The following is a 25973-nucleotide window of genomic DNA, read 5'->3' on the forward strand; positions in this document are numbered from 1 at the left end:
GGCCCGCCCCGGTGGCGACCGCGGGGCCGGTGATCAGCTCACCGCACGGTCCGCCGCGTGCCGAACGGCACATCGGGGGCGGGATTATTCTCTCACGCGGTGTCCGTCCGACCGGCCCTAGGCCGGGGCGAGGCCGACCGCCGCCAGCGCCGCCGCGACCTCCGCCGGCCCGAGCGCGCGGATCACCGGCCCCGAGGTCCAGACCAGATGCGGCCGGATCGCGTGGCCCGGGTAGATCCGGGCGAGCAGGCTCGCGTAGAGCGCGATCTGCCCGGCATCGGCCTCCGGCAGGGCGTCGCCCTCGGGCGGGCGGCCGGTCTTGAAGTCGCAGAGCCAGACCGTGCCGTCCGCGACCGCGAGCCGGTCGACCCGGCCGAAGACCGGCCGCTCGACGCCTCCGACCACGACCCGGCCCGACAAACTCACCTCCGCCCGCGCCTCGGGCGCGAAGAGCGGCGCGAGGCCGGGATCCTCGATCACCCGGAGCGCCGCGCGCACGATGCGCTCCCGCTGCGGCTCGGGGAGCGCCGGGGCGCGGGCGCCCACGTAGCTACGGGCCGCGGCCAGGCGCTTGGCCGCATCCAGCCGGGGCAGGTGCTCCAGCAGGGCGTGGATCAGGATGCCGCGGCGGCGCGCCTCAGCGTCGGCCTGCCGCGGCGGGATCAGGCGCTGGCCGTCGGCCGCCTGCATGGCGCCGGAGGGGCTGAGCGGCGGGGGCGCCTCGGCCTCCGCCGGGGCCGGTGCGTGCAGCCAGGCGGGGACCGGAGACGGCTCGGGCGCGGGCGGGCTCGCGGGGGATACGGTGTCCGCCGCATCGCCGTCGTGCCAGAGCGTGATCGCACCGTAGGGCGTCTCGCGCGCCTCGCCCTCGCCGAGCGCCTGCTCCAGCCCGGCCCGGATCATCCGGCACCACGCGGCCTCGGTCTCCCGCTCGTGACCGCGATAGGGCGCGACCACGAGCCGGTCGGCGGCGCGCGTCATCGCCACGTAGAGCAGGCGGTTGTGCTCCTCGCGGCCCCGGGCCTGGAGGGCGGCGCGGGCTTGGGCGAGGGCGGCGCAGTCGTGCGTGCGCGCGCCCGACCAGACCGGCGGAAGCGCCTCCTCCTCCGCCATCGGCAGCAGCGGCGGGTCGTTGCGCCCGAGCGGCTCGCAGCCGTCGATCACGACCACGACCGGCGCCTCCAGGCCCTTGGCGCCGTGCACGGTCATCACCCGGACCTCGTCGCGGCCCGATTCCATGTCGCGCTTGACCGTGTGGCCCTCCGCCGAGCCGTGGTAGCGGGCCAGGAACCCGCCGAGGGAGGGTGCGTCGAGCCCCTGCTCGGCCTGGGCGGCGGCGGCCAGGAACACGTCGATGGCGTCGCCCGCCTCGCCGCCCAGGCGGGCGACGAGCTTGGCCCGCCCGCCGCGGGGCCCGAGCAGCGTCGCGTAGAAGCCGAACGGCCCCTCGGTGCCGGCGAGCGCGATCCATGAGGCCAGCGCCTCGCGCCCGCGGACCGCGGCCGGGTCGCCGGCCTCCGCGTGGCGGTGGAGCGCGTCCTCCAGGGTCTCGGCGAGGTCGCGCCGGGCGGCGATGCGCACGAGGTCGTCGTCGTCGAGCCCGACGAGCGGGGTCTTCAGCGCCACCGCGAGCGTCAGGTCGTCGGCGGGCAGCAGCCCGGCGCGACCGACCGCCACGAGGTCGGCGACCGCGATATGGGCGGCGACATCCAGCCGGTCCTGCCCCGCCACCGGCACGCCGAGGCCCTTGAGCGCCCGGATCACCTCCTCGAAGGCGGCGCCGCGCTTGCGCACCAGCACCAGGATCTCGCCCGGCCGCCAGACGCGCCCCTGCGCATCGCCGGTCGTCGTCCAGGTGCGGACCGCGCGGGCGATGCGGCGGGCGGTGAGCAGCGCGGGCGCGCCCGCCTCCGGCGCGTCGACGGGGGCGGCCCAGGCGTCGGGCTCCGCCTCCTCGGCGGGCTCGGCGATCGGCCAGAGCTCGACGGCCCCGGGGGCGGAAGGCCGGGCGCTCGCGTGCACGGTACCGACCGCCGCGTCGCCGAAGGCGAGGCCGCTGTAGTGCTCGGGGACCGCGAAGACCGCGTCGACCGCCCGCAGCACCGCGCGGGTCGAGCGGAAGGAGAGCGTCAGCGGCACGTCCTCGAAGACGAGGTCGGCGCTCCGCGCCTCACCCACCCAGGCGAGCCGGGTCGCGGCGAACTCGCGGGGGTCGGCTCCTTGAAAGCTGTAGATCGACTGCTTCGGGTCGCCCACCGCGAAGCGGGTGCGGTTGAGGGCGCGCGCCCCCTCCCCCACGGCGAACTCCGCGGTGATCCGGCGCAGGATCTCCCATTGCTGCGGGTTGGTGTCCTGCGCCTCGTCGATCAGCACGTGGTCGACGCCGCGGTCAAGCTTGTACAGCACCCAGCCGGCGCCGACCCGCTGCAGGAGGTCGAGGGTCTTGTGGATCAGGTCGTCGAAGTCGAGCGCGCCGAGCCGGGCCTTCTGGGCCTCGACGCGGCGGTGGATCTCGGTGGCGAGCACGAACAGGGAGCGGGTGCGCCCGTGCGCGCGCGCGGCGCGCAAGCGGTCGAAGAGCGGCACGAGCCGGTCGCGCTCGGCCAGCATCGCGGCGCGCACCGGCTCGGGCACCGCCTTGGTGCCGAGGCTGCGGTCGGCCTTAGGTGCGTCCTTCTCGGTGAAGAAGATCGCGCGGTAGAGGTCGAGCGCGCCTTCCGTCTCGCGGGCGGCGCGGGCGGCGGTGAGCGCGTCGGCCAGCCCCTCGTCGGTCTTGGCGCCGGTGCGCAGGCCCGCGATCAGTTCGGAGAGGTCGGCGGCGCAGCCGTCGAGGATCGCGGCTTCCAGACTCTCGTCGGTCTCGCCGGGCGCCAGCCCGAGCGCCCGGTGCAGGCGCTCGAAGCGCGCTTCGAGCCCGGCCGTGTCGCCGAGAACCGCGCGGGCCGCCATCGCGCCGCGGATCGCCCGGCGCAGCGCGTCGCCCGTCGCCTCCGGGGCGACGCGGGCCAGCGCCTCGCTCAGAGCCGGGTTGCCCGCCACCGCGTCGGCCAGCACGTTGGCGGTCTCGACCTCGAAGGCCTCGCGGGACTGGGTGTCGTCGAGCACGACGAAGCGGGCCGGCACGTTCGCCTCGAAGGGGAACATGTGCAGCAGGCGCTCGCAGAGCGCGTGCAGGGTCTCGATCTTCAGGCCGCCCGGCGTCTCGACCGCGCGGGCGAAGAGGCGGCGCGCCGCGTCCAGCCGCTCGCGAGAGGCGCGCTCGCCGGTCAGGCGCTCCAGTTCCTCGCCCAGAGCCGCGTCGTCCAGCGTCACCCAGCGTCCCAGCCGCTGGAACACCCGGATCGACATGTTGGCGGCGGCCGCCTTGGTGAAGGTGAGGCATAGGATCCGCCCCGGCGCCGCCCCGTCGAGGAGGAGCCGCACCACCCGGTCGGTGAGCACCTTGGTCTTGCCCGCACCCGCATTGGCCGAGACCCAGGCGGAGGCGCGCGGGTCCGCCGCGCGGCGCTGGTTGGCCTCGGTGAGCGCGTCGACGACGAGGCGGTGCAGCGTGGGTGCTTGGGCGTTCATCAGGCCTCCGCCTCCCCCGCGAGCGACCATTCGAGCACCCGCGCGAGGTGGTCGTAGGCCCCGTAGGCGCGCGCGTATTTCGGGTAGGGCCGCGAGACGTAGGCCGCCTCGCCGGTCATGAAGCGGGCGACGAGCCCGCGCAGGCGCGCGGCGTGCTCCTCCACGATCTCGGGCACGCCGCGGGTCTCGCCGCGGGGCGTCTTCACCGGCAGCGGCGTGAAGGCTTTGCGCCCGCCCGAAGCGTAGACGTAGAGCAGGTCCGGCGCGGATTTGGTCGGCGGGAAGCCCTTGAAGGCGCCCGCCATCAGCATGGCGGCCTCCAGGGTGAGCTGCGGCGAGAAGCCGGCGAAGACCTCGCGGTTGCTCGGCGGCAGGCCGGTCTTGAAGTCGACGATGCAGGCGCTGCCGTCCGCCCGGCGCTCGATCCGGTCGGCCCGGGCGCGCAGCGTGAAGGTCTCCCGGCCCATCGGGATCTCCCAGCGGCCGTAGATCTCGGGATGGACTTGGCGCAGCCCCGCGCGCCGCTCGACCTCCCAGGGCAGGTAGGCGTTCGCCATGCGCTCGTAGCGCGGCCACCACTCGGCGTAGAGCTCCGGGTAGGTGTCGATGATCGGCGCGAAGGCCTCGTAGGCCACGCTGTCGAGATACTCGACCGCGACGTCGAAGGCCGGAAGCCCCTCGGGGAAGCGCGCGGAGAAGCGGGCGAAGATGTCGTGCACGATCGAGCCGCGGTCGCTGGCGCCCGGCTGGGCGGCCAGCGGATCGAGCGGGTCGAGCCCGAGCACGTGGCGGGCGAAGATGCTGTAGGGGTCGCGCACCAGGGTCTCGACCTCGGTGACGCTGAGCGAGCGCGGGAACAGGGCCGGGTCCGGCCGCGGCTTCGGCTGGGCGAGGCGCGGCTGCGGCGGCAGGGTGTCAATCGCGGCGACGTAGCCGAGGAAGCGTCGCCCCCGCCCCACCGCCTCGCCCCAGAGCGCCTCGCCGGCGAAGGCGCGCACGCGCTGGAGGAGCCGCGAGGGCACGGTCGGCGCGCCCTCGCGCTTGGCCGCGCGGGTGATGATCGCGTCGCGGGGTCCCAGACCCTGCACGAAGTCGTGCGCCATCTGGCCGATGCGGCGCTCGGGCGGGTCGAGGCCGACGCGCTCGCGCATCGGCCGGTTGAGGAAGGCGTCGGTCGTCGCCCGCATCGGCCAGACGCCCTCGTCGAGGCCGCCGAGCACGATCCGGTCGGCCGTCAGCAGGCGCGCCTCCAAGAGGCCGAGGACGCGCAGGCGCGGGTGCGGGGCTGCCCCTGCACAGGGCACCATCCGCTCGCCCGCGAGCGCGGTGAAGAAGGCCGGGTAGTCGTCGAAGCGGCCGGGCAGCAGTTCCGGGTCGGTCAGTTCGAGGTCGTCGAACAGGGCGTCGAGGCAGTTCAGCGAGGCGCAGGCCGTCTCGAGCGCGTCCTCGGGCGCGGCTGTCAGCCCGTCGCAGGCGGCGCGATGGCGGCCCGCCAGCGCGACGAGGTTGCAGTCGGCGGCCTCGCCCGGTCCGGGAAACTCCGCGAAGGCGAGCTCCAGCCGATCGAGGAGCGCGGCGGCGAGTTCCCAGTCGATCTCTTTCAGGCGGCGCTTGGCCCGGGGCTGACGCTCGGGCGCCCCGGCGCGCTCGGCCGCGAGCGCCTGCCGGATCCCGTCGAAGCCGGGCCTCGGCGCCGGCCCGCGCAGGACGCCGATCTCCAGGGCGGCGGCGCCGCGCACCACGTCGGCGCGGGGCATCCCGAGCAGCACGAGCGGATGGGCCAGGAGCGCCAGCAGGCGCGCGGGAATCGCGTCGCCCTGGGCGCGCAGGAGGTCGGCGGCGAGCTCCGCGGCGAGCCGCGCGAGGCGTCCCGCCGGGCTGCGGGCGAGCGGCACCCCGGCGCTGTCCTCCGCGACGATGCCCCAGCGGGCGAGTTCCTGGGCGACCCGGGCGGCGAGTCCGCGGTCCGGCGTGACGAGAGCCGCGGTGGCGCCGGGGACTTCGAGCGTCTCGCGCAGCGCGATCGCGGCGGCGAGCGCCTCCTCGCGCTCGTCGGCCGCCTCGACCACGCAGAGATGGGCGAGGCCGAGCGCGGCTGTCCGGTCGCGCTCGGCCGGGTCGAGGCGGGCCCAGGCATCGGTGGTCTCGGCCGGGCGCAGAGCCTCGGACAGCATCGCGGCGCGCGCCGCGGATTCCGGGTCCGGCCGGCCGAGCTCGACGACCGCCCCGCGCGCGACGTTCAGGCCCTGCCGGCCGAGGAGCCGGTGCAGCACCGCCTGCGGGTGGCCGTGGGCGATCTCGCGGTCCTCAGCCGTACCCGTCTCGATCGCCTCCCAGCCGGCCGCATCGAGGTCGCGGTCGAGGCCCGGCAGCACCACGGCGCCGCGGGGCAGGCCCGCCACCGCGGCGATGAGCTTCGTGGTCGCCGGCACCGAGCCTGTCGAGCCCGCGACGACGACCGGGTCGGCCGGCCGCTCGCGGGCGAGGCGCTTGGCCTCGGCGAGCACGAGGCCGCGGGCGCGCGAGACGGGGTCGCTCATGCCGCGCTCGTCGAGGATGCCGGGCCAGAACTCGGCGGCGATGCGCACGAAATCGAGGGTGAGCCCGAAATAGCGCGAGTACTCGGCCTCCACGGCGCTGCCGATCTCCGACCAGGGCAGGCCCTCGACGGTGAGCGCGTCCATCAGACGCTCGAGATCGGCCGCGAGCCCGACCGCGTCGGCGGGCGAGGAGGGCACGAGGAACGGCACCTCGGCGTCGAGCGGCAGGAGCTTGCGGTCGACGGTCGCCGCCCAGGCCTGGACGAGGCGGGCGAGGATCAGGCGCCGCTCCAGGGGCGGCATCGGCGCGCTCAGGGGGTCGGGCCCGTTCTCCAGCAGCGGCTCGGCCGCGAGGTCGAGCTCCGCCTCGTCGGCCTCGCCGAGCGGGATCATGCGCGGAAGCAGCGCCGCTCCGCCGAGCCGAGCGCCGAGAATCGCGGTTAAGCCCCGGGTAGCCCGACGGGTTGGCAGGAACAGGGTCACGCCCGCGAGCGCGAGCGGGTCGCGCCCGAGATCGCCGACGAGGCGCCCGTCGAGCAGCGCGTCGGCCAGCGTCGGCAGGAAGGGGGCGCCGCGGCCGATGGTGAAGATGTGGGACTCGGACATCGGGGGCTTTAAGCGTTCCGCTCGGCAGCGCCTGGGCGCGCGGGGGGGCCCCCGCGCGCATCCGGAATCTACGTGTTCTGCGTCCGTTCCACAATCGCGACGGACGGTTCAGGGGTGCCGCGCGCTCGCCTTCACGCGCTCCTCGGCCGCCTGGATCGCCTCCGGGGTGCCGACATGGAGCCATTGCCCGTCAAGGCGCAGGCCGTAGAGGCGCTCGCGCGCGATCGCCCGGTCGAACAGGAGGTTGAGCGAGAAGGCGCCGTCCGGCGTGTCGGCGAAGAGCTCCGGCTTCACGATCGCCACGCCCGCGTAGATGAAGGGCGCCACCGCCCGCTCGCCGCGGCGCTCCAGGCGCCCGTCCGGGGCCATCACGAAGTCGCCTGCGCCCTCGTAGCCGAGGCTCGTCGCGGTGGGGGCCACGAGGAGCAGGAGGTCCATCGCCTCGGGCTGCCAGCGCTCGATCAGGCGGGCGAGGTTCGGGGTCGGCCCCTCCAGCCAGAACGAGTCGGAGTTCATCACCACGAAGGGCGCCGCGCCCACGAGATCGAGGGCCTTCTTCACGCCGCCGCCGGTCTCGAGCAGCGTCTCGCGCTCGTCGGAGACCAGGATCTTCAGGCCGTCCGTGCGCTGCGCGACGTGCCCCTCCACGAGGTCGGCGAGGTAGTGGACGTTGACCACGGCCGTATCGATGCCGGCCTCCGCCGCCCGGTCGAGGGCGTGGTCGATCAGCGCCTTGCCGGCGACCTCGACGAGCGGCTTCGGGGTGGTCGCCGTGACCGGCCGCATGCGCTTGCCGAGGCCCGCGGCGAGGACGAAGGCGCGGGTGATGCGGGGCTCGCTCATGGTGAGGTCCTGGGAAGCGGTCTTCGCGTTCGAGGCGGGCCTTACGGCGCGACGAGGCCCGGCATGTGCCGCGCGTGCCAATCGCGCAAGCCCGCGAGCGCCGGGTGCTCGAGGTTGCGGGCGAGATAGCCCTCGATGCGCGGCAGGTGGGCGAGGTAGCCGGGCTTGCCGTCGCGCTTGTCGAGGCGCGCGAAGATGCCGAGGATCTTCGTCGCGCGCTGGGCCGCCAGCAGGGCGTAGGCGGTGGCGAAGCCCGTGACGTCGAAGCCGGGCTCGCGGGCGCGGCGCTCGCGGGCGTAGAGGCCGAGCAGGCGCAGCTCGAACTCGGCGCTGGCATCGACCCGCGCGTCCTGCAGCAGCGAGGCGACATCGTAGGCCGGGTGGCCCAGCACCGCGTCCTGGAAGTCGATCAGTCCGACGCGCTCCAGCCCCTCGCGGTTGGGCAGCCAGATCAGGTTCGGCGAGTGGTAGTCGCGCAGCGTCCAGGTCGGGCGGGCGGGGATCGCGCCCTGCAGCGCCTCGGCCCAGAGGTCGAGGAACTCGGCTCTCGCCTCGGGCGAAAGCGCGACGCCGCGGATGCCGGGGCCGTACCACTCGGGCATCAGCTCGGTCTCGAAGAGCAGCGCCTCGATGTCGTAGCTCGGGATGCGGTGCTCGATGCCGGCGGCCACCGGCAGCACCGGGGGCAGCTCGGTGGCGTGGAGCTTGGCCAAGAGCCGCGTCGCCTCGGCGTAGCGTTCGGGCCGGGGACCGCTCGCGTCCACAACCGGCTCGGCGCCGAGGTCCTCGAGGATGAGGAGGCCCGCGTCGAGATCCTCGCCGTAGATGCGCGGCGCCGAGAAGCCGAGCGCCCGCAAGCCCCGGTCCATGGCCACGAAGGCGTGCACGCTCTCGGCGAGCTTCACGATGGCGCTGTAGGGCTTGCCGTCGCGCACCGGCGGCCCGTCCGCGCGCGGGGGCGAGATCATCAGCACGGCGGTCGAGCCGTCGGGATTGGTCAGGCGCTGGTAGGCGCGCGAGGAAGCGTCGCCCTGCATGTGGGCGCGCTCGGCGAGATCCCAGCCGGCGCGCACCATCAGTGCACGCACGGCCCGCGCCCGCTCGATGCGGTCGCGCATGCCGCCCGTCCCGTCGATGCGAGCGAAGCGCGAGCCCTCGCCGAACTCGGGCCGCAGCGAGAGATCGACGGTGAGCACCGGCCCGTCGCGGGGCGGCAGCTGCTCGGGCCACTCGACCAGGGTGATGGCGGATTCGGTCATTTCGTCGAAGCCGAGCTCGACGAGTTCGTCCGAGCCGCGCAGGCGGTAGAGATCGGCGTGCACGATCGCCCGCCCGTCCCGGCCCGTATAGGGCTGGACCAGCGTAAAGGTCGGGCTCGGCACTTCGAGTTCGGGATCGCCGGTCAGTTCCCGGATGACGGCGCGGGCGAGCGTGGTCTTGCCGCCGCCCAAGCCCCCCGACAGGGCGACAATGTCGCCCGGCAACAGGAACTCGGCGAGGAACAGGCCGAGATCCTCGGTCGCGCCCTCCTCGGGCAGCACGATCTCCCAGGGCTTCGAGCCCTCGGCGGGAGCCTCGTGCGTAGTCGGATCGTCCTGGTCCAAACCCGCTCCTCCGCGGTCCCCGCGCACGCCGTACCGGGCTCCGGACACGGCCGCGATGCCCCGATCGTCCGACCGCCGTGCATCGCCGCCGCTCTCCATACACAGACGAGTCGTAGACGAGGATCGTTAACCGATCATCGCGCTCCGGCGCCGCGCGTTCCCGTCCCCGCCGAAGCTTGACAGTCGGGCACTTTCGCGGAACCGCTCCGGCTCGCTACCACGGAGAATCGTCCCAATGGATGGCCTGTTCGCACGCCTGTCGCCGTACGCACCCTATACCCTGGCCGCCCTGCGGGTCATGGCCGGCCTCCTGTTCCTCGCGCACGGCACGCAGAAGCTGTTCGGCTTCCCGCCCTCGAACGGGCCCGCACCCGAACTCCTCTCGCTGCGCGGCATCGGCGGGGTGATCGAGATCGTGACGGGTGCGCTGATCGCGCTCGGCCTGTTCACCCGGCCGGCGGCTTTCCTCGCCTCGGGCCAGATGGCGGTGGCCTACTTCCTGTTCCACGCGCCGCGCGGCTTTTTCCCGGCCGTGAACGGGGGCGACGCGGCGATCCTGTTCTGCTTCGTCTTCCTCTACCTCGTCACCGCCGGTCCCGGGGCGCTGAGCCTCGACGGGCGGCGTCCGCGGGTCTGAGACGGCTTCGTTCAGTCTCCTGAGGTGCCGCGTATCTCCTCCCCCTCTTTTGGGAGGGGATACGCGGGGGTGTCCCGCTCACCCGATGATCTTGTCGACCGTGATCGGCAGGTGGCGGATGCGCTTGCCGGTGGCGTGGAAGACCGCGTTGGCGATGGCCGCCGCGGTGCCCACGATGCCGATCTCGCCGAGCCCCTTCACGCCGAGCGGGTTCGCCCGGTCCTCCTCGTCCACGAAGATCACCTCGATGTCGTGGATGTCGGCGTTCACCGGCACGTGGTACTCGCCGAGATTGTGGTTCATGAACCGGCCGAGGGTGGTGTCCATCATCGACTCCTCCTCCAGAGCCGCGCCGATGCCCATGACCACGCCGCCGAGGATCTGGCTGCGCGCCGTCTTCGGGTTGAGGATCTTGCCGGCCGCGATCGCGGAGACCACCCGCGTCAGGCGCACCTGACCGAGCTCCTCGTCGATCTTGACCTCGGCGAAGACGGCGGAGTGGGTGTAGGCCTCGTACTGGCTGTTGAAGTCCTTGTCGGGCGCGGCCTGACCGACGGCCTCCAGCTTCTCGACGCCGGCCGCGCGCATCACGTCCACCAGCGCGACGCGGCGGGCGGGATCGCCCGCCACCTCGATATGGCCGTCCGCGAAGGCGACGCGCTCGAAATCGACGTTGGCCAGCGGCGAGTTGTCCATCTGGCGCGCCAGCCGGAAGAGTTGCTCGCCGACGTCCCGGCAGGCCTTCATCACGGCCGTGCCGGAGGAGGCCGCCGTCCACGAGCCGCCCGCGATCGGCGCCTCCGGAAGCCGCGTGTCGCCGAGCTTCGTCGTCACCGCCTCCATCGACAGGCCGAGCGTGTCGGCGGCGATCTGGGTGAGGATCGTGTAGGTGCCGGTGCCGATATCGCCCGTGGTGTTGCCGACCTCGAGCTTGCCGTCTGCCGTCAGGATGGCGTGGGCGCTCGTCTGCATCATCATCGATTCCCAGACGCCCGTGGCCATACCCCAGCCGACGAGCTCGCGGCCCTCGCGCATGGAGCGCGGCTCCGGGTTGCGTTTCGACCAGCCGAAGCGCTCGGCGCCCTCCGCAAAGCAGGCCTTCAGCGCCTTCGAGCCGAAGGGCTTGTCCTCCTGGGTCTGGTCCCGCTCGGTGTAGTTCTTGAGCCGGAGCTGGATCGGGTCCTGGCCGGCGGCGTAGGCCAGTTCGTCCATCGCCGTCTCGATGGCGAAGACGCCGGTGACCGCGCCGGGCGCGCGCATGTCGGCGGGCGTGAAGGTGTCGAGCTTGGCGAGCTTGTAGGTCAGCGCGACGTTGTCGCACCTGTAGAGGATGCCCGACCAGTTGACGACGACCTCCTGGTAATCCTCGAACTGCGAGGTCGGCGCGAGGGCATCGTGGCGCAGCGCCTGGAGCGTGCCGTCCCGGTCGGCGCCGAGGCTGATCGTCTGGATCGCCTCGGGGCGGTAGCTGAAGGTCCACATCTGGTCGCGGGTCAGCGCCACCCGCACCGAGCGGCCGAGATCGCGCGCGGCCAGCATCGCCAGGAAGAGCTGGTACTGCGGGCGAAGGCCCGAGCCGAAGCCGCCGCCGAGATACGGGTTCATCACCCGCAGGTCGTCCTTCTTCAGGCCGAACACGTTCGCGAGATAGCCCTGGCTGTTCGAGACGCCCTGGATCTTGTCGTAGACCGTGTAGGTGCCGTCCTCCTCGACGATCACGGTCGAGGCGTGCGGCTCCATCGGGTTGTGGTGCTCGGTGGCGAGCGTGTACTGCTCCCGGACCCTCACGGCCGCGGTGTCGAAGGCCGCATCGGCGTCGCCCCAGGGCTTCGGCGGGGGCTTGATGCCGTTGCGCTTCATCGGCGGGTCGTAGGCGAACGCTTCGACCTTGCTCAGATCGACGCTGGGCGCCTCCGCCTCGTAATCGACTTCGACCAGCGTCGCGGCGTGGCGCGCGGTGTCGAAATCCTCGGCCACCACCAGGGCGACCGGCTGGCCGCTGTAGTGGATCTTGTCGTCGTAGAGCGCGCGGAACGGCGCGCCGGGGGGGGCGACCTGATCCTGGTAATTGTAGTTCAGCCACGCGGTGCGCGGCCGGTTCTCGTGGGTCAGCACCTTGACGACGCCGGGCACCGCCTCGGCCGCGCGCGTGTCGATGCTCTTGATCCGGCCCTTGGCGACGATGCCCGACACGACGTAGCCGTGCAGGAGATCGGGCGCCGAGAACTCGCCCGCGTATTTGGCGAGCCCCGTCACCTTGGCGGGACCGTCGATGCGGCTGCGCGGCGTGCCGACGAAGCTGTCGCGCCCGGTGGAGGAGAAGGTCTGGGTCATCGGCGGCTCACTGGATGCGCTTGTCGGTGATGGACTGGGGCGTGCCGGCGGCGGCCTGTTCCAGGCCCCGCACGATGGCGCGCCGCGCCAGTTCCGCCTTGAAGGCGTTGCCGGCTTGCGGCTTGGCCTCGGCGACGACGAGGTCGGCGGCGGCCTGGAAGCTCTCGCGGGTGGCGGGCTTGCCCTGGAGCAGCGCCTCGGCCTCTTCGTTGCGCCAGGGCTTGTGGGCGACGCCGCCGAGCGCGAGGCGGGCGGTCTTCACGGTATCGCCGTCGAGTTCGAGGGCGGCGGCGACCGAGACCAGCGCGAAGGCGTAGGAGAGCCGGTCGCGCAGCTTCAGGTACGTGTAGTGCCGGCTGAAATCCCGGTCGGCCAGATCGACCGACACGATGATCTCGCCGGGCCTGAGGTTGGTGTCCTTCTCAGGCTGGTCGCCGGGAAGCCGGTGGAACTCGGCGAAGGGGATGCTGCGCTCGCCCTCGGGCCCGCTCACCTGCACTTTGGCCTCCAGCGCGGCGAGCGCCACGCACATGTCGGAGGGGTGCGTGGCGATGCAGTGCGGGCTCGTGCCGAAGATCGCGTGGATGCGGTTGACGCCCTGAATCGCCGGGCAGCCGGAGCCGGGCTGGCGTTTGTTGCAGGGCGTGCCCGTGTCGTAGAAGTAGTAGCAGCGGGTGCGCTGCAGCAGGTTGCCGCCGGTCGAGGCGGCGTTCCGGAGCTGCGCCGAGGCGCCGGCCAGGATCGCGTCGGCCAGCAGCGGGTAGCGCGCGCGGACGCGGTCGTCGTACGCCACGGTGGCGTTGGTCGCGAGCGCGCCGATCCGCAGGCCGCCGTCGTGCTCCGCGATCTCGCCGAGCGGCAGGCGGGTGATGTCGATGAGCCGGCCGGGGCGCTCGACATCGTACTTCATCAGGTCGATCAGGTTGGTGCCGCCCGCAATGAAGCGTGCACTCTCGGCGCCCGCGAAGGCCTGCACCGCCTCCGCCACCGTGCCGGCGCGGACGTAGTCGAAGCGGTTCATCGGGCGCCTCCCTGGGCCATCACGTCCTCGATCGCGTCGACGATGTTGGTGTAGGCGCCGCAGCGGCAGATGTTGCCGCTCATCGCCTCGCGGATCTCGTCGCGGGAGTGGGCGTGGCCCTCGTTCATCATGCCGACCGAGGAGCAGAGCTGGCCCGGCGTGCAGTAGCCGCACTGGAAGGCGTCGTGCTCGATGAAGGCCTCTTGAATCGGGTGCAGGCCGTTGGTGCCCGCGCCCTCGTTGGCGAGGCCGGACAGCCCCTCGACGGTGGTGATCTCGGCCCCGTCCTTCATGACCGCGAGCGTCAGGCAGGAATTCACCCGCGTGCCGTTCACCAGCACCGTGCAGGCGCCGCACTGGCCGTGGTCGCAGCCCTTCTTGGTGCCGGTGAGGTCGAGGTGCTCGCGCAGCAGGTCGAGCAGGGTGGTCCAGGGCGCGACCTGAAGCTCGCGGTGCTGGCCGTTGATGGTCAGGCTGATGCCGACTTTCGTGTCCGCCGCGACGGGCGAACCGCTTTCGATGAGCATGGGACCTCGCGGGAACGATGAGGCGGGCCGAAACGCGGCCGTAGAAGAAGGCGTCCCGTCCGCTGCGGGGTCTCGCGTTGGCGAGCGCGCGGACGGGTGTGCCGGGCGTCGAGCGCCCGGTCTCACCTCACAACAATTCCAGATTGTCCCTGTTCCAAACGGCCCGGCGGCCCTGGCTGCGGCAGGACATCCCGCCGTTCCGTTCGGCCCGCGCATCGGCTAACCCTGGGGCGGCCCCCCACCCTTCTCGGAGACAGCCCATGGCGGCGCTCGACGCGATCCTGAACGACATCGACAAGGACCTCGACAACGCGCTGGAGCGCCTGTTCCGGTTCCTCAGGATCCCGTCGATCTCGACCGATCCGGCCTACGCCGCCGAGTGCCGCAAGGCCGCCGACTGGCTCGCGGCCAACCTCACGGCGCTCGGCTTCGACACGGGCGTGCACGAGACCAGCCTGCACCCGGTGGTGCTCGCGCACAAACCGAAGCCCGGCACGCCGCACGTGCTGTTCTACGGGCACTACGACGTGCAGCCGGTCGACCCGCTGAACCTGTGGGAGACGCCGCCCTTCGAACCGCGCATCGCGGAAGGCGCGGACGGGCAGCGGCGCATCGTCGGGCGCGGCGCCTCGGACGACAAGGGCCAGGTGATGACCTTCGTGGAGGCCTGCCGGGCGCATATCGCGATGGCCGGCGAGCTGCCCTGCGGCGTCACCATCCTGGTCGAGGGCGCGGAGGAGAACGGCTCGCAGGGGCTGCCCGAATGGGTCGAGCAGAACCGCGACCGGCTCGGCGCCGACGTGGTTCTGGTCTGCGATACCAGCATGTGGAACGCGAAGACCCCCGCCATCACCACCTCGCTCCGGGGCCTGTGCTACTTCGAGGTGAAGGTCACCTGCGCCGACCGCGACCTGCATTCGGGTTTCTTCGGCGGCGCCGCGCGCAACCCGATCCACGTGCTGGCCAAGATCCTGGCCGACCTGCACGACGCGGACGGGCGTGTGACTATCCCGGGCTTCTACGACGGCGTGCACGAGCGGCCGCCCGCGGTGATCGAGCAGTGGCGCGGCCTCGGCCTGACGCCGGAGACGTTCCTGGGCCCCATCGGCCTGAAGGAGCCGGCCGGCGAGCGCGGGCGCATGCCGATCGAGCTGATCCAGTCGCGTCCCGCCTGCGACGTCAACGGCATTATCGGCGGCTACACGGGCGAGGGCACCAAGACGGTGATCGCCAGCGAGGCCTCCGCCAAGGTCTCGTTCCGCCTCGTGGACGATCAGGATCCGGGGGCGCTGGCGCGGAACTTCGAGGCCTTCGTGCGCGAGCGCGTGCCGGCCGACTGCAAGGTCGAGGTAATAACCTACAAGGGCTCGCGCGCGGTGAGCCTGCCCTTCGACATGCCGGAACTCGGCCTCGCCAAGGCGGCGCTCTCCGCGGAATGGGGCGCCGAGGCCGTGACGGTCGGGGCCGGCGGCTCGATCCCGATCGTCGGCGACTTCAAGCGGATCCTCGGGCTCAACACCCTGCTGATCGGCTTCGCGCTCGACGACGACCGCATCCACTCGCCGAACGAGAAGTACGATCTCCGGAGCTTCCACAAGGGCACGCGCTCCTGGGCGCGGATCCTCCAGGCGTTCGGGGAACAGGGGCGGGGCTGAACGCCCCGGTCGTGCGCCCGACCGGGTTCAGGCCACGCGGACCCGGCCGCGGCGGCCGCGCTTGGCCGCGTACATCCGCGCGTCGGCCCGGGTGACCGCCGCATTCAGCGGGCCTTCGCCGGTCCAGGTGCCGATCCCGAGCGAGACCCCGAGCGGGGTGTCGGCGCCGTCATTCGCCCGCTCGACGCCCTCGGCGATCCGCAGCGCCAGCGCGGCGGCGCTCTCCGGGCCGGTGCCCGGCAGTAGGACCGCGAACTCGTCGCCGCCGATCCGGGCCGCGTGGGCCGAGGCCGGCACACGGGCCGCCAGGACGCGCCCGAAACGGCGGATCAGCGCGTCGCCGGCATCATGGCCGCGGCGGTCGTTGACGGCCTTCAGCCCGTTCAGGTCGGCGACGATCACGGAGGTCGGCACGATCCGCTCGGCCTCCAGCCGCTCGAGATGCGCCGCGTAGGCCGCGCGGTTGAGCAGGCCCGTCAGGGAATCGGTGTGGCTCAGGGTCTCCAGGCGCGCCTCGGCGCGCTTGTTCGCGCCGATATCCGTGAGTGCGATCTGCACGAGGCGGCGCCCGTCGCCCTGGCCCGGAAGCTCGGCGTACTGCGCCTTGAGGTGGAGCGCACCGCCGTCGATGCGCCGGAAGAGGACGTCGCGGACCCCGTGGCCCGCCCCGGCCCAGAGGGCCAGCGCCTCCTCGGCGAAGACCCGCCATGCCTCCACACCGAGGCCCACGGCGACGTGGTGGGCGAGCGCGTCGCCGTCCGCCGCACCGAACAGGACCAGCGCCGGCGGGTTTGCCCCGACGATGGCGAGGCTCGCGCGGGCGGCCTCCGCCCAGTCCGGATGCGCCGCCATGTGGGCTGCCAGATCGACCACGCCCGCCGCGCGCAGGTCGGCCAGCATCGCGGCGAGACCGGACTCGTCGCGCACCAGCGTCGGCACGGGCGAGCGCTCGAACAGGCTCGCGGCGAAGCGCGCCAGCGCGTCCTCGCGGCGGCGCATCTCCTCGCGCTGGGTGATGTCCTCGACCGAGATCAGGAAGCGGGCCCAGTCGTCCTCATGGCCCGGCAGCAGCCGGCCCGCGTAGCTCACGTCGATGACCCGGCCGCCGATGGTCCGGTTCTGCGTGACGAGCCGGGCCTGCGTCGCCCCCGCCCAGAGCTGGCAGAGCACTTCGACCAGCGCGTCGGCCCGGGGATCGTCGAAGATGGCGGGGATGTGCGCGAACAGCTCCGCCTCGTCGCGCGCCTCGTAGAGCCGGAGCGTGTGGCGGTTCACCCGCTCGATCCGGATCAGCCTCTGCACCGCCAGAAGGTGCGCGGGATCCCGCAGCCAGGCGCGCAGGTCGTCCATGCCGGCCGCGCGCCAGCCCTCCAGGCAGGTCTTGAGGGCGCTCAGATCCTGCAGCCAGAGCGAGACGGGCGCCAGATCGAACAGCCCGGCTTCGAGATCGCCGGGGGGCGGCGCGACATGCGTCATCGGTGAAGGTAGTCTCGGAGTTCAGGCGGCGCCCGTGAGAGCAGCGCGCAGTATCCTCCGGAAGCCTTGCCAAAAGGTGCCGAGCAACGCCGGAAGCCTGAGCCGTCGGGCCAAGGAAAACCGCTCCCGCGCTGTTCGCGCGATGTGCTCTCGCGGCCGTGCGGCGGCGGGGCTTGCTCGGGAATCACCCGGCCCGCCGCTCGCGGTGCCACAGCAGACCGGCGGCGACGAGCGCGAGCGCGAGCAGCCCGGCATTGAAGGCAACCACCGCCGGCCAGCCGCCATGGGTCCAGAACAGGCCGCCGGCCGAGCCGAGGCAGCTGGAGCCGAGATAGTAGGCGAGCAGGTAGAGCGAGGCGGCGTGCCCCTTGGCGCCCGCCGCCATCCGGCCGACCCAGCCGCTCGCGACAGCGTGCGCCACGAAGAAGCCGACCGTGACGCCGACCACGCCCGCGATCAGACCGGGCAAAGCGGGCAGCAGGGTCAGGCCGAGGCCCGCCGCCATGATCAGCACCCCCGCGGTGAGGACGGGCCCGCGCCCGAATCGGTCGGCAAGGGAGCCCGCCGCCGAGGAGGCCACGACGCCGCTGAGGAAGACCGCGAAGACGAGGCTGATCTGCCCCTGGCTCAGCGAGAAGGGCGCCGCGCTCAGGCGGAAGGTCAGGTAGTTGAAGGTCCCGACGAAGACGCCGAGCGCCAGGAAGCCGGTGAGGAACAGGAGCGGCAGGCCGCGGTTCTTCAGGTGCCCGGCCCAAGCGCCGAGATGGTAGGCCGCGTTCACGCCCCGGCGCCGCGCGAAGTTGCGGGATGGCGGCAGCAGCAGCAGGAAGCCCACGGCCGCCGCGAGGTCGAGGAGGCCCAGCACGCCCATCGCGGCGCGCCAGGAGGCGAACTCCGTGAGCGCGCCCATGCCGAGCCGGCCCATCATGCCGCCGAAGGCCGTGCCGCCGACATAGAGGCCCATCGTGGCGCCGAGCGCCCGCGGGTGGATCTCCTCGGCGAGATAGGCCATCGCCACCGCTGGGACGCCGCCGAGCACGAAGCCCTCCAGCGCCCGGAGCACGAGGATCGCGTGCCAGTTCGGCGCCAGAGCGCTGCCGAGATGGAGGAGCGCGCCGCCCGCCATCGAGGCGAACATCAGCCCGCGCCGCCCGACCGCCTCCGAGACCGCCCCCGCGCACAGGATCGAGAAGGCCAGGAAGCCGGTGGCGAGCGAGAGCGCGAGCGAGGCCTGCGAGGCGCCGACGCCGAACTCCTCGGTGAAGCTCGGCAGCAGCGGCTGCACCGCGTAGAGCAGCGAGAAGGTCGAGAAGCCAGCCAGGAACAGGGCGAGCCGCGCTCGGCGGAAGGCGGGGGTGCCGGGCTCGATCGCGGTGGCGGCGGCCTCGCGCGGCGCGGGGCCGGCGGAGGCGAGGCCGAGGGACGCTGCGGCGGTCAGGTCGGTGCTCACGGCGGCTCGATTCTTATGACGGTGCGCTGAAGGTAGTGGGCTCGGCGCTATCGCGCCTCAGCAATCGAACTTGAACAGCTATCGCGATCCGGCATAGCTCGGAGATGGATCTCGCCCAACTCCGCACCCTCGTGCACGTGGCCGAGCTCGGCAGCCTCAGCAAGGCCGCCGGCCGCTTGCGGATCGCGCAGCCGGCGCTGAGCCGGCAGATCCGCCTGCTGGAGGACGAGCTCGGAGCCCGCCTGTTCGACCGGCACGGGCGCGGCATGGTCATAACCGAGGCCGGTCGCGAGGCCCTGCGCCACGCCAAGCGGGTGCTCGCCGAGACCGAGGAGTTGCGGGCCAGCGTCTCGGGGCCGGGCGCCGAACTCACCGGGCACGTCGCGGTCGGCCTGCCGCCCACGCTCGCCGACATGATCTCGGTGCCGCTCGTGGCGGCCTTCAGCGCCACGCATCCGCGGGTGCGGCTCCAGCTCGTGGCGGCCTATACGGGCTACCTGCTCGACAGCCTCTACCGCGGCGAGATCGACCTCGCGGTGCTCTACGATCCCCGCGCGCCCCGCAGCCTGCGCATCCGCCCGCTGATGCAGGAGGCCCTGTTCCTGATCGGCCCGGGCGATGCCGGCCTCACGGCCGAGGAGCCGGTGCCGTTCCGAGCGCTCGCGGGCCAGCGTCTCCTCCTGCCGAGCACCCGGCACGGGCTGCGCAACATGGTGCAGCACTTCGCCGACGAGGCCGGCATCGCCCTCGACATCGGCCTGGAGATCGACAGCTACACGGCGCTGAAGGACCTCGTACGCCAGGGCTACGGCCGCACCATCCTGACGCGCGCGCCGATGCACGAGGACATCGCGGCCGGCCGGCTCACCGCGGCGCCGCTGGTCGATCCCGCCCCGATCCGGCGGCTCGTGCTCTCCTTCCAGCCCGACCGGCCGGTCTCGCGCGCCGCGGAGTTCGCGGGCGCGGCGATCGCCGCTATCATGGCCGAGCAGCTCAGCCAGGGCGTCTGGGTCGGCGAGATGCTGGCGGGGTGAGGCGCCCTCAGGCGCGCCCAATCCGCCGGGCCGCCCAGGCCCAGAGCGCCCGGATCTCCTCCGCCGCCGGGCCGTCGGGCGCGTGCTCGGTGACGCCGGCGCCCAGCGCCAGAGCGTCTTGGTGATCAACGCGCTGAATCAACGCCGGCTCGGCCAGCACGCCGAGCGCCGCCAGCTGCTGCGCGTAGAGGGCGGCCCGCGGCGAGGGCGGGGGTGGGCACTGGTTGAGCACGAGACCGACGCGTTCGCGCATCCCCTGCTTCGCCATGGCCCGGATCGTCGGCTGGGCCGCCATTAGGTCGAGGCGCGAGGGGCGGATCGGGATCAGCACGAGGTCGGCGAGCCTGAGCGCGAGCGCCGCGTCGCCCGCAGCGGAGCCGGCGGTGTCGAGGATCGCGAGCGTCCCACCATCCGCGTCGAGCTGGCCGAGGATCTCTGCCATCTGGCCAATTTCCCAGGGCCGGATCCGGTCGATCACTGGGTTGCCCCGCGGCCGCATCGCGCCCCAGCCGGCGAGCGAGCCCTGCGGGTCGAGGTCGAAGGCCGTCACCCGCTCGCCGGCCTGGGCGGCGGCGACCGCGAGCGAGGCGGCGAGCGTGGTCTTGCCGGTGCCGCCCTTCTGCACCGCCAGGGCGATCACGCGCAGGCCGCCGTGGGTGGCCGCGGACGCAGCCCCGAACACGGCCCCGTGGGCGCCCCCGCTCATGCCGGCCGGCGCACAGTGCCCCTCGCGAGGCCCGTCGCGCCCGCGCCGAAGCGTCCGCCGATCCCCCCGACACCCCCCATCCCGCCGTCTCCGTACCCTGCTCCGCGCAGTCCGCCGGGGCTTACGGCAGGTGATCGCGAGCGGCTAGCCGGCCGGGACTGTATTCCGAGGCGATTCCCGCGGGATCGAGCGGGCGGCGCGGCGCGAAGATTGTCCGTGCCGGCTCAGCATCGGCAGAGGCTCTTTCGATCTGGATCGCGCCGCGCTCCCGCGCGTTGGGCCGGCACCGGACAGCTCGGAGACCGGACGGGGCGAACCGCCAGTGGACTCGCCAGCAGCTTCACCAGGGGATCCATCAGGAGATACATGCCGCATCCCGACAGACGCTCCGTCCTCAAGGGCGGGCTCGCCCTCGGCACCGCCACCCTGGCCGGCCGCGCCTCGCGCGCTGAGGCGGCGCCCGTGGTCCGAGTGGACGACCCGCGCCTGGGAGCGATCGTCGATCCGGAGGCGAGCCTCGCCACCCTCTACGCCGAGGGGCGGTGGTGCGAGGGTCCGTGCTGGGCGCCCGCGCTCGGCGGCCTCGTCTTCAGCGACGTGAAGGCGAACCGGATCCTGGTCCTGGCCGGGGGGGCCGAGCCGGGCCGGCCCGCGACCTTTCGGGCGCCCGCCAACAACGCCAACGGCAACACGCTCGACGGGCAGGGCCGCCTCGTCACCTGCGAGCATCGCGGGCGGCGGGTGGTGCGGCGCGAGGCCGACGGCACCCTCACGGTGCTGGCCGACGCCTATGACGGGCGGAAACTCAATTCCCCGAACGACGCCGTCGCCGGGCCGGACGGCGCGATCTGGTTCACGGACCCGGTCTACGGCATCGCCGAGCCCGAGGAAGGCATCCAGGCGACGCCCGAGCAGGCGGCGCGGCGCGTCTACCGGATCTCCGAGCCCGGCCGGGTCGAGGCGATGACCGACGTGCTCGACCAGCCGAACGGACTTGCCTTCGCGCCGGACGGACGCACCCTCTACGTCAGCGAGTCGGGCGCCTCCCTGAACCCTGAGGGCGGCCGGGCGATCCTGGCCTTCCCGGTCGAGGACGGCCGGCTCGGGCGCCACCGCGTCTTCGCCGAGTTGGAGGCCGGGGTGCCGGACGGGCTGAAGGTCGACGCGCGGGGCCACGTCTTCGCCGCCTGCATCGACGGGGTGCGGATCTACCACCCGGACGGGACGCGGCTCGGCCGTATCGCGACGCCGGTGGTGGCCGCCAACATGGCCTTCGGCGCGAACGGGCGCCTCTACATCGCCGCCTCCCACGCAATCCACGCCATCGACCTCAAGGTCTGAGGAGACCCGATTGACCATCCACCGCCGTCACCTGATCGGCTCCGGCCTCTTCGCGCTCGCGGCCGGCGCGGCGAGCCCCGCCCGCGCGCGATCCGAGGAAGAGAGGACCGCGAGTCCGAGCCGCCCGGTCGGCGGGCTCGAACTCGCCCACCTCGCCGACGCGCCCTCGACGCCGACGGGGCTCGCGATCTCGCGCGGGGGCCGCGTCTTCGTGATGATGCCGCGCTTCACCGCCAAGGTCCCGTTCACGGTGGGCGAGGTGATGCCGGACGGCTCGGTCCGCCCCTACCCCGACGCCGAGAGCAACCGACCCGACGCGAAGCGCCCGCAGGCGAGCCTGTTCCACGTGCCCAACGGCGTGTTCGACCGCGACGACACGCTCTGGCTGCTCGACGCGGCCCTGCCCGAGGGCAAGGGCGCGCCGGTGCCGGGCGGCGCGAAGCTCGTCCAGATCGATCTCGCGACGAACCGGATCGTGCGGGTGGTGCCGCTGGAGGCCGGCATCGGCCCGACCTCCTCACTGAACGACCTGCGGGTCGGGCGCCTGAACGGGCGGCCGGTGGCCTACATCACCGACCAGGGCCAGGACGGGAAGGGCGCGATCCTGGCGGTCGACCTCGCGAACGGCCTGGTTCTGCGGCGGCTGGCCGAGCACGCCAGCACCAAGACGCAGACGGGTGTGGTCAAGTTCGTCGAGCAGCGGCCCGTGATGCAGACGCAAGGGGACGGCCCGCCCCAATCGCCCAAGGGCGGCGCCAACGGCATCGCGCTGAGCCCCAACGGCGCCCGCCTCTACTACGCGCCGCTGATGGCCCGGCACCTCTACGCGGTCGGCACCGCGGCTCTCCTCGACCCGGCCGCGAGCGACGCGATGGTGGCCGCAACCGTCGAGGATCTCGGCGAGAAGGGCATGACCGGCGGGCTGACCACCGATTCGAAGGACCGGGTCTACCTGAGCCTGCAGGAGCAGAACGCGGTCGGCCGGCGCGACCCGGACGGGCGCATCGAGGTCATCGCCGCCGACCCGCGCCTGGTCTGGGCCGACACCTTCTGGATCACGCCTGAGCGCTGGCTCTACATCTCGGCCGCGCAGGTGAACCGCCGGCCGGAGTTCAATGCCGGGCAGGACCTCTCGAAGCCGCCCTACGCGATCCTGCGGATGCGCATCGACGCCGACCCGGTGGACGGGGTCTGACGAAACAGGCTGCCGCTCCGTGGCGGGCGCGGCTTCACCTCAGACCGGATCCGGTCGATCACGCGGGGTCTCACGGTTCCCCCTCCCCCGCGCGTGGAGAGGGGGGATACGTCCGCATCCGGCGTGATCGGACGGGGCCGGATCAGGCCGCGGTGCCGATCGCCCGGAACATGAAGCCGCGGGCCTCGGAATCCATCTCGGCCTTGAAGCTGTGGCGCCCCTTCAGGGCCTCCGCGCGCTGCGCCGCCGGTCGCGCGTTCACCGCGTCGAGCAGGCGCTTCACGTTGGGCAGATCCGCGATGGCGCCCTCGCCGAGGATGAACGGCACCATCCGGGCCCAGCCCCAGACCGCCATGTCGACGATGCCGTAGGTCTCGCCCAGCATCCAGGGCCGCGCGGCGAGGTGCGCGTCGAGGATGCCCCAGTGGCGCCGCGCCTCGAAGGTGTAGCGCTCGACCGCGTAATCCTGGCCGGGGGGCGCGAAGTGGCGGAAATGCACGCACTGGCCCGAGAACGGCCCGATCCCGGTGGCGACGAACATCAGCCAGGACAGCATCTCGCCCCGGGCCGCGTCGCCCGCGGGCAGGAAGCGGCCCGCCCCCTCGCAGAGGTGGAGCAGGATCGCGTTCGAGTCGAACACCGTGACGGCGCCGTCGACGATGGCCGGCACCTTTCGGTTCGGGTTGATCGCGCCGTAGGCGGGGTCGAACTGCTCGCCGCGGCGCACGTCCACCGGCACCGGCTCGTAGGGCAGCCCGAGCTCCTCCAGGCAGAGCGCCACCTTCATCGGGTTCGGAGAGAGATTGTAGTAGAAGCGGATCATCCCAGGTCCTCGCGGAGGGACGGAGTCCGTCACTCCGTCACGATCTTGTAGCTCTGGCCCGGCCGCAGACTGGCGTTGCGCTCCAGCCCGTTGAGGACGAGGAAGCGCTCGAGCGCCCGGTCGGGCACCGCCATGCGGCGCGCGAGTTCATCCGGATTCGGCGATCCAGCCTGCACCACTTGGAGCCTCAGAGGGCGCAGGGACTGCGTCTCGGCTGGGGAAACCGCCGCGAGGCTCGCGATCCAGCGTCGGAAGGCTGGCTCCGGGTCGGTCGCGCCCTTGGCGGCCATGATCATGCGGAAGGTGGTGTCGCCCACCCGCAAAGCCGCAAGCCGGAACGTCCAGTCCTTGCCGCGGGAGAGCGCGGTCGCGGCCGGATAGCGGCCGACCTCGCGCAACTCGACCGAGCCCGGCTCGATCGTGTCGTTCCAGGTCGCCTTCAGCACCGCGTCGAGGCCCTGGCCGGATTCCGCATCGACCTGATCGAACAGCAGGCGGCGGCTGCCCTCCGGTGTGGTGCCGAGCACGGCGTTGCGGGTGTTCTCGATCACGAAGCCGTCCGGCACCTCGAAGGCGATGCCGAGGCTCGGATGGATGAAGCGGCGCCCCCGCACCGCGCCCTCACCGGGATTGTCGCCGTAGCTCAAGCCATCGATCGCCGCGAGGTAACGCGCCCGGTCGTCCACCCCGATCCCGGGCGCGCCGCTGCGGCGGGCGGCCCGCGTCACCAGGGTGATGCGCTCGGCCGTGCCTGGATGGCTCGCCAGCATGTCGGGTTCGCCCGGCGCCCCGGTGCCGGTCTTCAGCGCCAGAGTGCGGTTGAGGCTCGTGAGGAAGCGGCCCGCGCCGTAGGGGTCGTAGCCCGCCCGCGCGAGGGTCCGCACGCCGACGCCGTCCGCCTCCAGTTCCTGCTCGCGGGAGAAGCGGGCGAGCGCGAAGCGGGACTGATTCTGAAGCTGGGCGCCGGTCGTCGGGTCGTTCAGCACGTCCGCCACCACGCGGCTGACGAGCTGCGAGCGCAGCTCCAGCTCGGTGCGGGCGGTGGCGTGCGCCAGGGTGACGTGGGCGATCTCGTGGGCCAGCACCGCGGCGATCTCCGAAGTGTCGGAGGCGAGCGCCACGAGGCCGCGGGTGACGTAGAGCCGGCCGCTCGGCAGCGCGAAGGCGTTGACCACCGAGGAATCGAGCAGGGTCACCGCGTAGGTCTGGTCCGGCCGGTCGCTCGCCCGCACCAGCCGGTCGGTGACCTCGCTGAGGAGCTGCAGCGTCGCGGGCGCCCGGTACTCACCGCCGAAGGAGGCGACGAGCTTGAGGTGGTCCGAATCGGCCGGGCGCTGGCGGCCGGTGATGCGCGGCGCCTCGGCCGGCACCGTGACGGCGGCGGGCGCCAGCACGGCGCCCGTCTGCTCGGCGGCGCAGCCCGCGAGCCCGAGCACGGCCAGCAGCGCGCAGGCCATCGCCCGCAAGCGGACGGGCGCGCGCTCGCGCACCTCATCGGTCCCGACCTGTCCCGCGCCCCTCTGCATGCCCCGATTCGGCGCCGCGGCGCCCGTCCTCCGTCCCCGCCTCGTCGAGCAGCTCGACCAGCTCCGGCACCGCGATGTCGATCGCTGGACCCCGTCGGATCTCGACGATGCCCCGCACCCGGACACGTCTGCCGGCGAGCCCCGGCCCAGTCAAACCATGTTCGAGCACCCCGCGCCAAGTGCGTTTCGACACTGTGACCGTGAGCCCGTCCTCGCCCCTGCGCACGAAGTCGATGTAGGTGCGGGCGGCCCGCTCGCCGACATGGCGCACCCGGGCCTCGACCACGACGAAGCGCCCTTCCCGGGCACGAAGGCCCGGCCCGTCCCGTGCCTCGGGGAGCGGTGTCCGCCACAGGCCGAGCCCTCGCGCCCGGGCCCCGGCCTCGACCCGCAACAGGGCCGGACGGCAGAGCGCATCGGCCTCGCCCGGATCGACGGCGGCCAGCCCCGCGGCGGCGAGCCCGCCCGCGAGATCGGGCTCCCCATCCCCCAGCAGGACGTCCGGAACAAGGTCGGCGCGCTGGCGGCCCCACCGGTCGGGCCCGCCACGGGGCACGACGGTGAGATCCCGAGCGCGCCGCACCTCCAACCAAGCCCGTGCAGCCGCCGCCTCGGGTTCCTCCGGCCAGCGCAGCGAATCGAGGAGGATGCGAGCGCCGGAGGCGAGGCGGATCTCGCCGCGTAGACCGACCTCGGCGATCCGGTCGATACGGGCAGGGCCGGCGCGGCAGGCGTCCGCTCCCTGCGCGGCGGCGATCGAGATCGGACTGCATGGCGTCAGAACGGCGAGGAGAGCGGCCGCGAGCGCGACGGTCTGCCTTCCGACTCGGCACACAAGTCGGCCCCTGATCCGCCTGCCGATCCGTTCCGCCCGCATGCGCCCCGACCCACCTGTCCGGCCACGGTTGGCCCGGCCCGCGGAGGATGCTATGAGAGCCGTGGTGGGTCTCCGTAGCTCAGCTGGACAGAGCACAGGTTTCCTAAACGCAAATTGGGCGCCGCGCCGGGAAACCGCGCGGCGGATCCGCTCAAAGTCGGGGAAAGCTCACGGCGCGTTCCGCGCCCTGCCGATCCCGAGCCAAGCC

At 73.1% G+C, this 25973-nt stretch carries 18 protein-coding genes; 5 read left to right on the forward strand and 13 right to left on the reverse strand.

The window, feature by feature from the left end; genetic code table 11:
- Positions 1–117: 117 nt before the first annotated feature.
- The 4 genes from addA to tsaE form a co-directional block, all read right to left on the reverse strand.
- A complete protein-coding gene (addA, locus tag MFF54_RS17620) occupies positions 118–3570 on the reverse strand; it encodes a double-strand break repair helicase AddA (protein ID WP_238304117.1) in 3453 nt (1150 codons plus the stop codon).
- Positions 3570–6716: a double-strand break repair protein AddB gene (addB, locus tag MFF54_RS17625; protein ID WP_238304118.1), complete on the reverse strand. Its 3147-nt coding sequence runs from the start codon at positions 6714–6716 to the stop codon at positions 3570–3572. The genes addA and addB overlap by 1 nt, the downstream gene beginning before the upstream one ends.
- A 108-nt stretch (positions 6717–6824) precedes the next feature.
- Positions 6825–7559, reverse strand: a complete 735-nt coding sequence (locus MFF54_RS17630; protein ID WP_238304119.1) for a nucleotidyltransferase family protein — start codon at positions 7557–7559, stop codon at positions 6825–6827.
- 41 nt (positions 7560–7600) lie between these two features.
- Positions 7601–9163, reverse strand: coding sequence for a tRNA (adenosine(37)-N6)-threonylcarbamoyltransferase complex ATPase subunit type 1 TsaE (gene tsaE, locus MFF54_RS17635; RefSeq protein ID WP_238304120.1), 1563 nt, complete (start codon positions 9161–9163; stop codon positions 7601–7603).
- A gap of 235 nt (positions 9164–9398) precedes the next feature.
- On the opposite strand from tsaE, the gene MFF54_RS17640 reads away from it, so the two are divergent.
- Entirely contained in the window at positions 9399–9800 is a 402-nt protein-coding gene (locus MFF54_RS17640; RefSeq protein WP_238304121.1) for a DoxX family protein, read from the forward strand.
- Positions 9801–9878: 78 nt separating this feature from the next.
- Here MFF54_RS17640 and MFF54_RS17645 read toward each other — a convergent pair whose 3' ends face one another.
- From MFF54_RS17645 to MFF54_RS17655, 3 genes are read right to left on the reverse strand one after another with little or no spacing between them, the layout of a single operon-like run.
- The gene (locus MFF54_RS17645; protein WP_238304122.1) at positions 9879–12134 is read right to left on the reverse strand and encodes a xanthine dehydrogenase family protein molybdopterin-binding subunit; all 2256 of its coding nucleotides are present in this window, start codon (positions 12132–12134) and stop codon (positions 9879–9881) included.
- 7 nt (positions 12135–12141) lie between these two features.
- Positions 12142–13155 carry an FAD binding domain-containing protein gene (locus tag MFF54_RS17650; protein WP_238304123.1) on the reverse strand — a complete coding sequence of 338 codons (1014 nt, stop codon included), beginning with the start codon at positions 13153–13155 and terminating at the stop codon, positions 12142–12144.
- Positions 13152–13682, reverse strand: coding sequence for a (2Fe-2S)-binding protein (locus tag MFF54_RS17655; RefSeq protein ID WP_238304124.1), 531 nt, complete (start codon positions 13680–13682; stop codon positions 13152–13154). The genes MFF54_RS17650 and MFF54_RS17655 overlap by 4 nt, the downstream gene beginning before the upstream one ends.
- Positions 13683–13942: 260 nt before the next feature.
- On the opposite strand from MFF54_RS17655, the gene MFF54_RS17660 reads away from it, so the two are divergent.
- The gene (locus MFF54_RS17660; RefSeq protein WP_238304125.1) at positions 13943–15337 is read left to right on the forward strand and encodes a M20/M25/M40 family metallo-hydrolase; all 1395 of its coding nucleotides are present in this window, start codon (positions 13943–13945) and stop codon (positions 15335–15337) included.
- A 27-nt stretch (positions 15338–15364) separates the two neighbouring features.
- On the opposite strand, the gene MFF54_RS17665 is transcribed toward MFF54_RS17660, so the two are convergent.
- Positions 15365–16813, reverse strand: coding sequence for a sensor domain-containing diguanylate cyclase (locus tag MFF54_RS17665; RefSeq protein ID WP_238304126.1), 1449 nt, complete (start codon positions 16811–16813; stop codon positions 15365–15367).
- Positions 16814–16997: 184 nt separating this feature from the next.
- A complete protein-coding gene (locus tag MFF54_RS17670; RefSeq protein WP_238304127.1) occupies positions 16998–18263 on the reverse strand; it encodes an MFS transporter in 1266 nt (421 codons plus the stop codon).
- 104 nt (positions 18264–18367) lie between these two features.
- Between MFF54_RS17670 and MFF54_RS17675 the strand changes: the two genes are divergently transcribed.
- On the forward strand, positions 18368–19297 hold the full coding sequence (locus MFF54_RS17675; RefSeq protein ID WP_238304128.1) for a LysR family transcriptional regulator: 930 nt from the start codon (positions 18368–18370) through the stop codon (positions 19295–19297).
- A 7-nt stretch (positions 19298–19304) separates the two neighbouring features.
- Here MFF54_RS17675 and MFF54_RS17680 read toward each other — a convergent pair whose 3' ends face one another.
- Complete coding sequence (locus tag MFF54_RS17680) at positions 19305–20003, reverse strand: nucleotide-binding protein (RefSeq protein ID WP_238304129.1); 699 nt, start codon at positions 20001–20003, stop codon at positions 19305–19307.
- Positions 20004–20369: 366 nt separating this feature from the next.
- On the opposite strand from MFF54_RS17680, the gene MFF54_RS17685 reads away from it, so the two are divergent.
- Positions 20370–21344: an SMP-30/gluconolactonase/LRE family protein gene (locus MFF54_RS17685; RefSeq protein WP_238304130.1), complete on the forward strand. Its 975-nt coding sequence runs from the start codon at positions 20370–20372 to the stop codon at positions 21342–21344.
- A 10-nt stretch (positions 21345–21354) separates the two neighbouring features.
- Positions 21355–22539 carry an SMP-30/gluconolactonase/LRE family protein gene (locus MFF54_RS17690; protein ID WP_238304131.1) on the forward strand — a complete coding sequence of 395 codons (1185 nt, stop codon included), beginning with the start codon at positions 21355–21357 and terminating at the stop codon, positions 22537–22539.
- Between the two features lie 142 nt (positions 22540–22681).
- Here the strand turns inward: MFF54_RS17690 and MFF54_RS17695 are convergent, their stop codons facing one another.
- From MFF54_RS17695 to MFF54_RS17705, 3 genes are read right to left on the reverse strand one after another with little or no spacing between them, the layout of a single operon-like run.
- On the reverse strand, positions 22682–23362 hold the full coding sequence (locus tag MFF54_RS17695; protein ID WP_238304132.1) for a glutathione S-transferase family protein: 681 nt from the start codon (positions 23360–23362) through the stop codon (positions 22682–22684).
- A 29-nt stretch (positions 23363–23391) separates the two neighbouring features.
- Positions 23392–24819: a M48 family metalloprotease gene (locus MFF54_RS17700; RefSeq protein WP_238304143.1), complete on the reverse strand. Its 1428-nt coding sequence runs from the start codon at positions 24817–24819 to the stop codon at positions 23392–23394.
- 34 nt (positions 24820–24853) lie between these two features.
- Positions 24854–25765: a pentapeptide repeat-containing protein gene (locus tag MFF54_RS17705; RefSeq protein WP_370880293.1), complete on the reverse strand. Its 912-nt coding sequence runs from the start codon at positions 25763–25765 to the stop codon at positions 24854–24856.
- Positions 25766–25973 lie beyond the last annotated feature (208 nt).

This window comes from Methylobacterium gregans, assembly GCF_022179245.1.
Classification (GTDB): Bacteria; Pseudomonadota; Alphaproteobacteria; order Rhizobiales; family Beijerinckiaceae; genus Methylobacterium; species Methylobacterium gregans.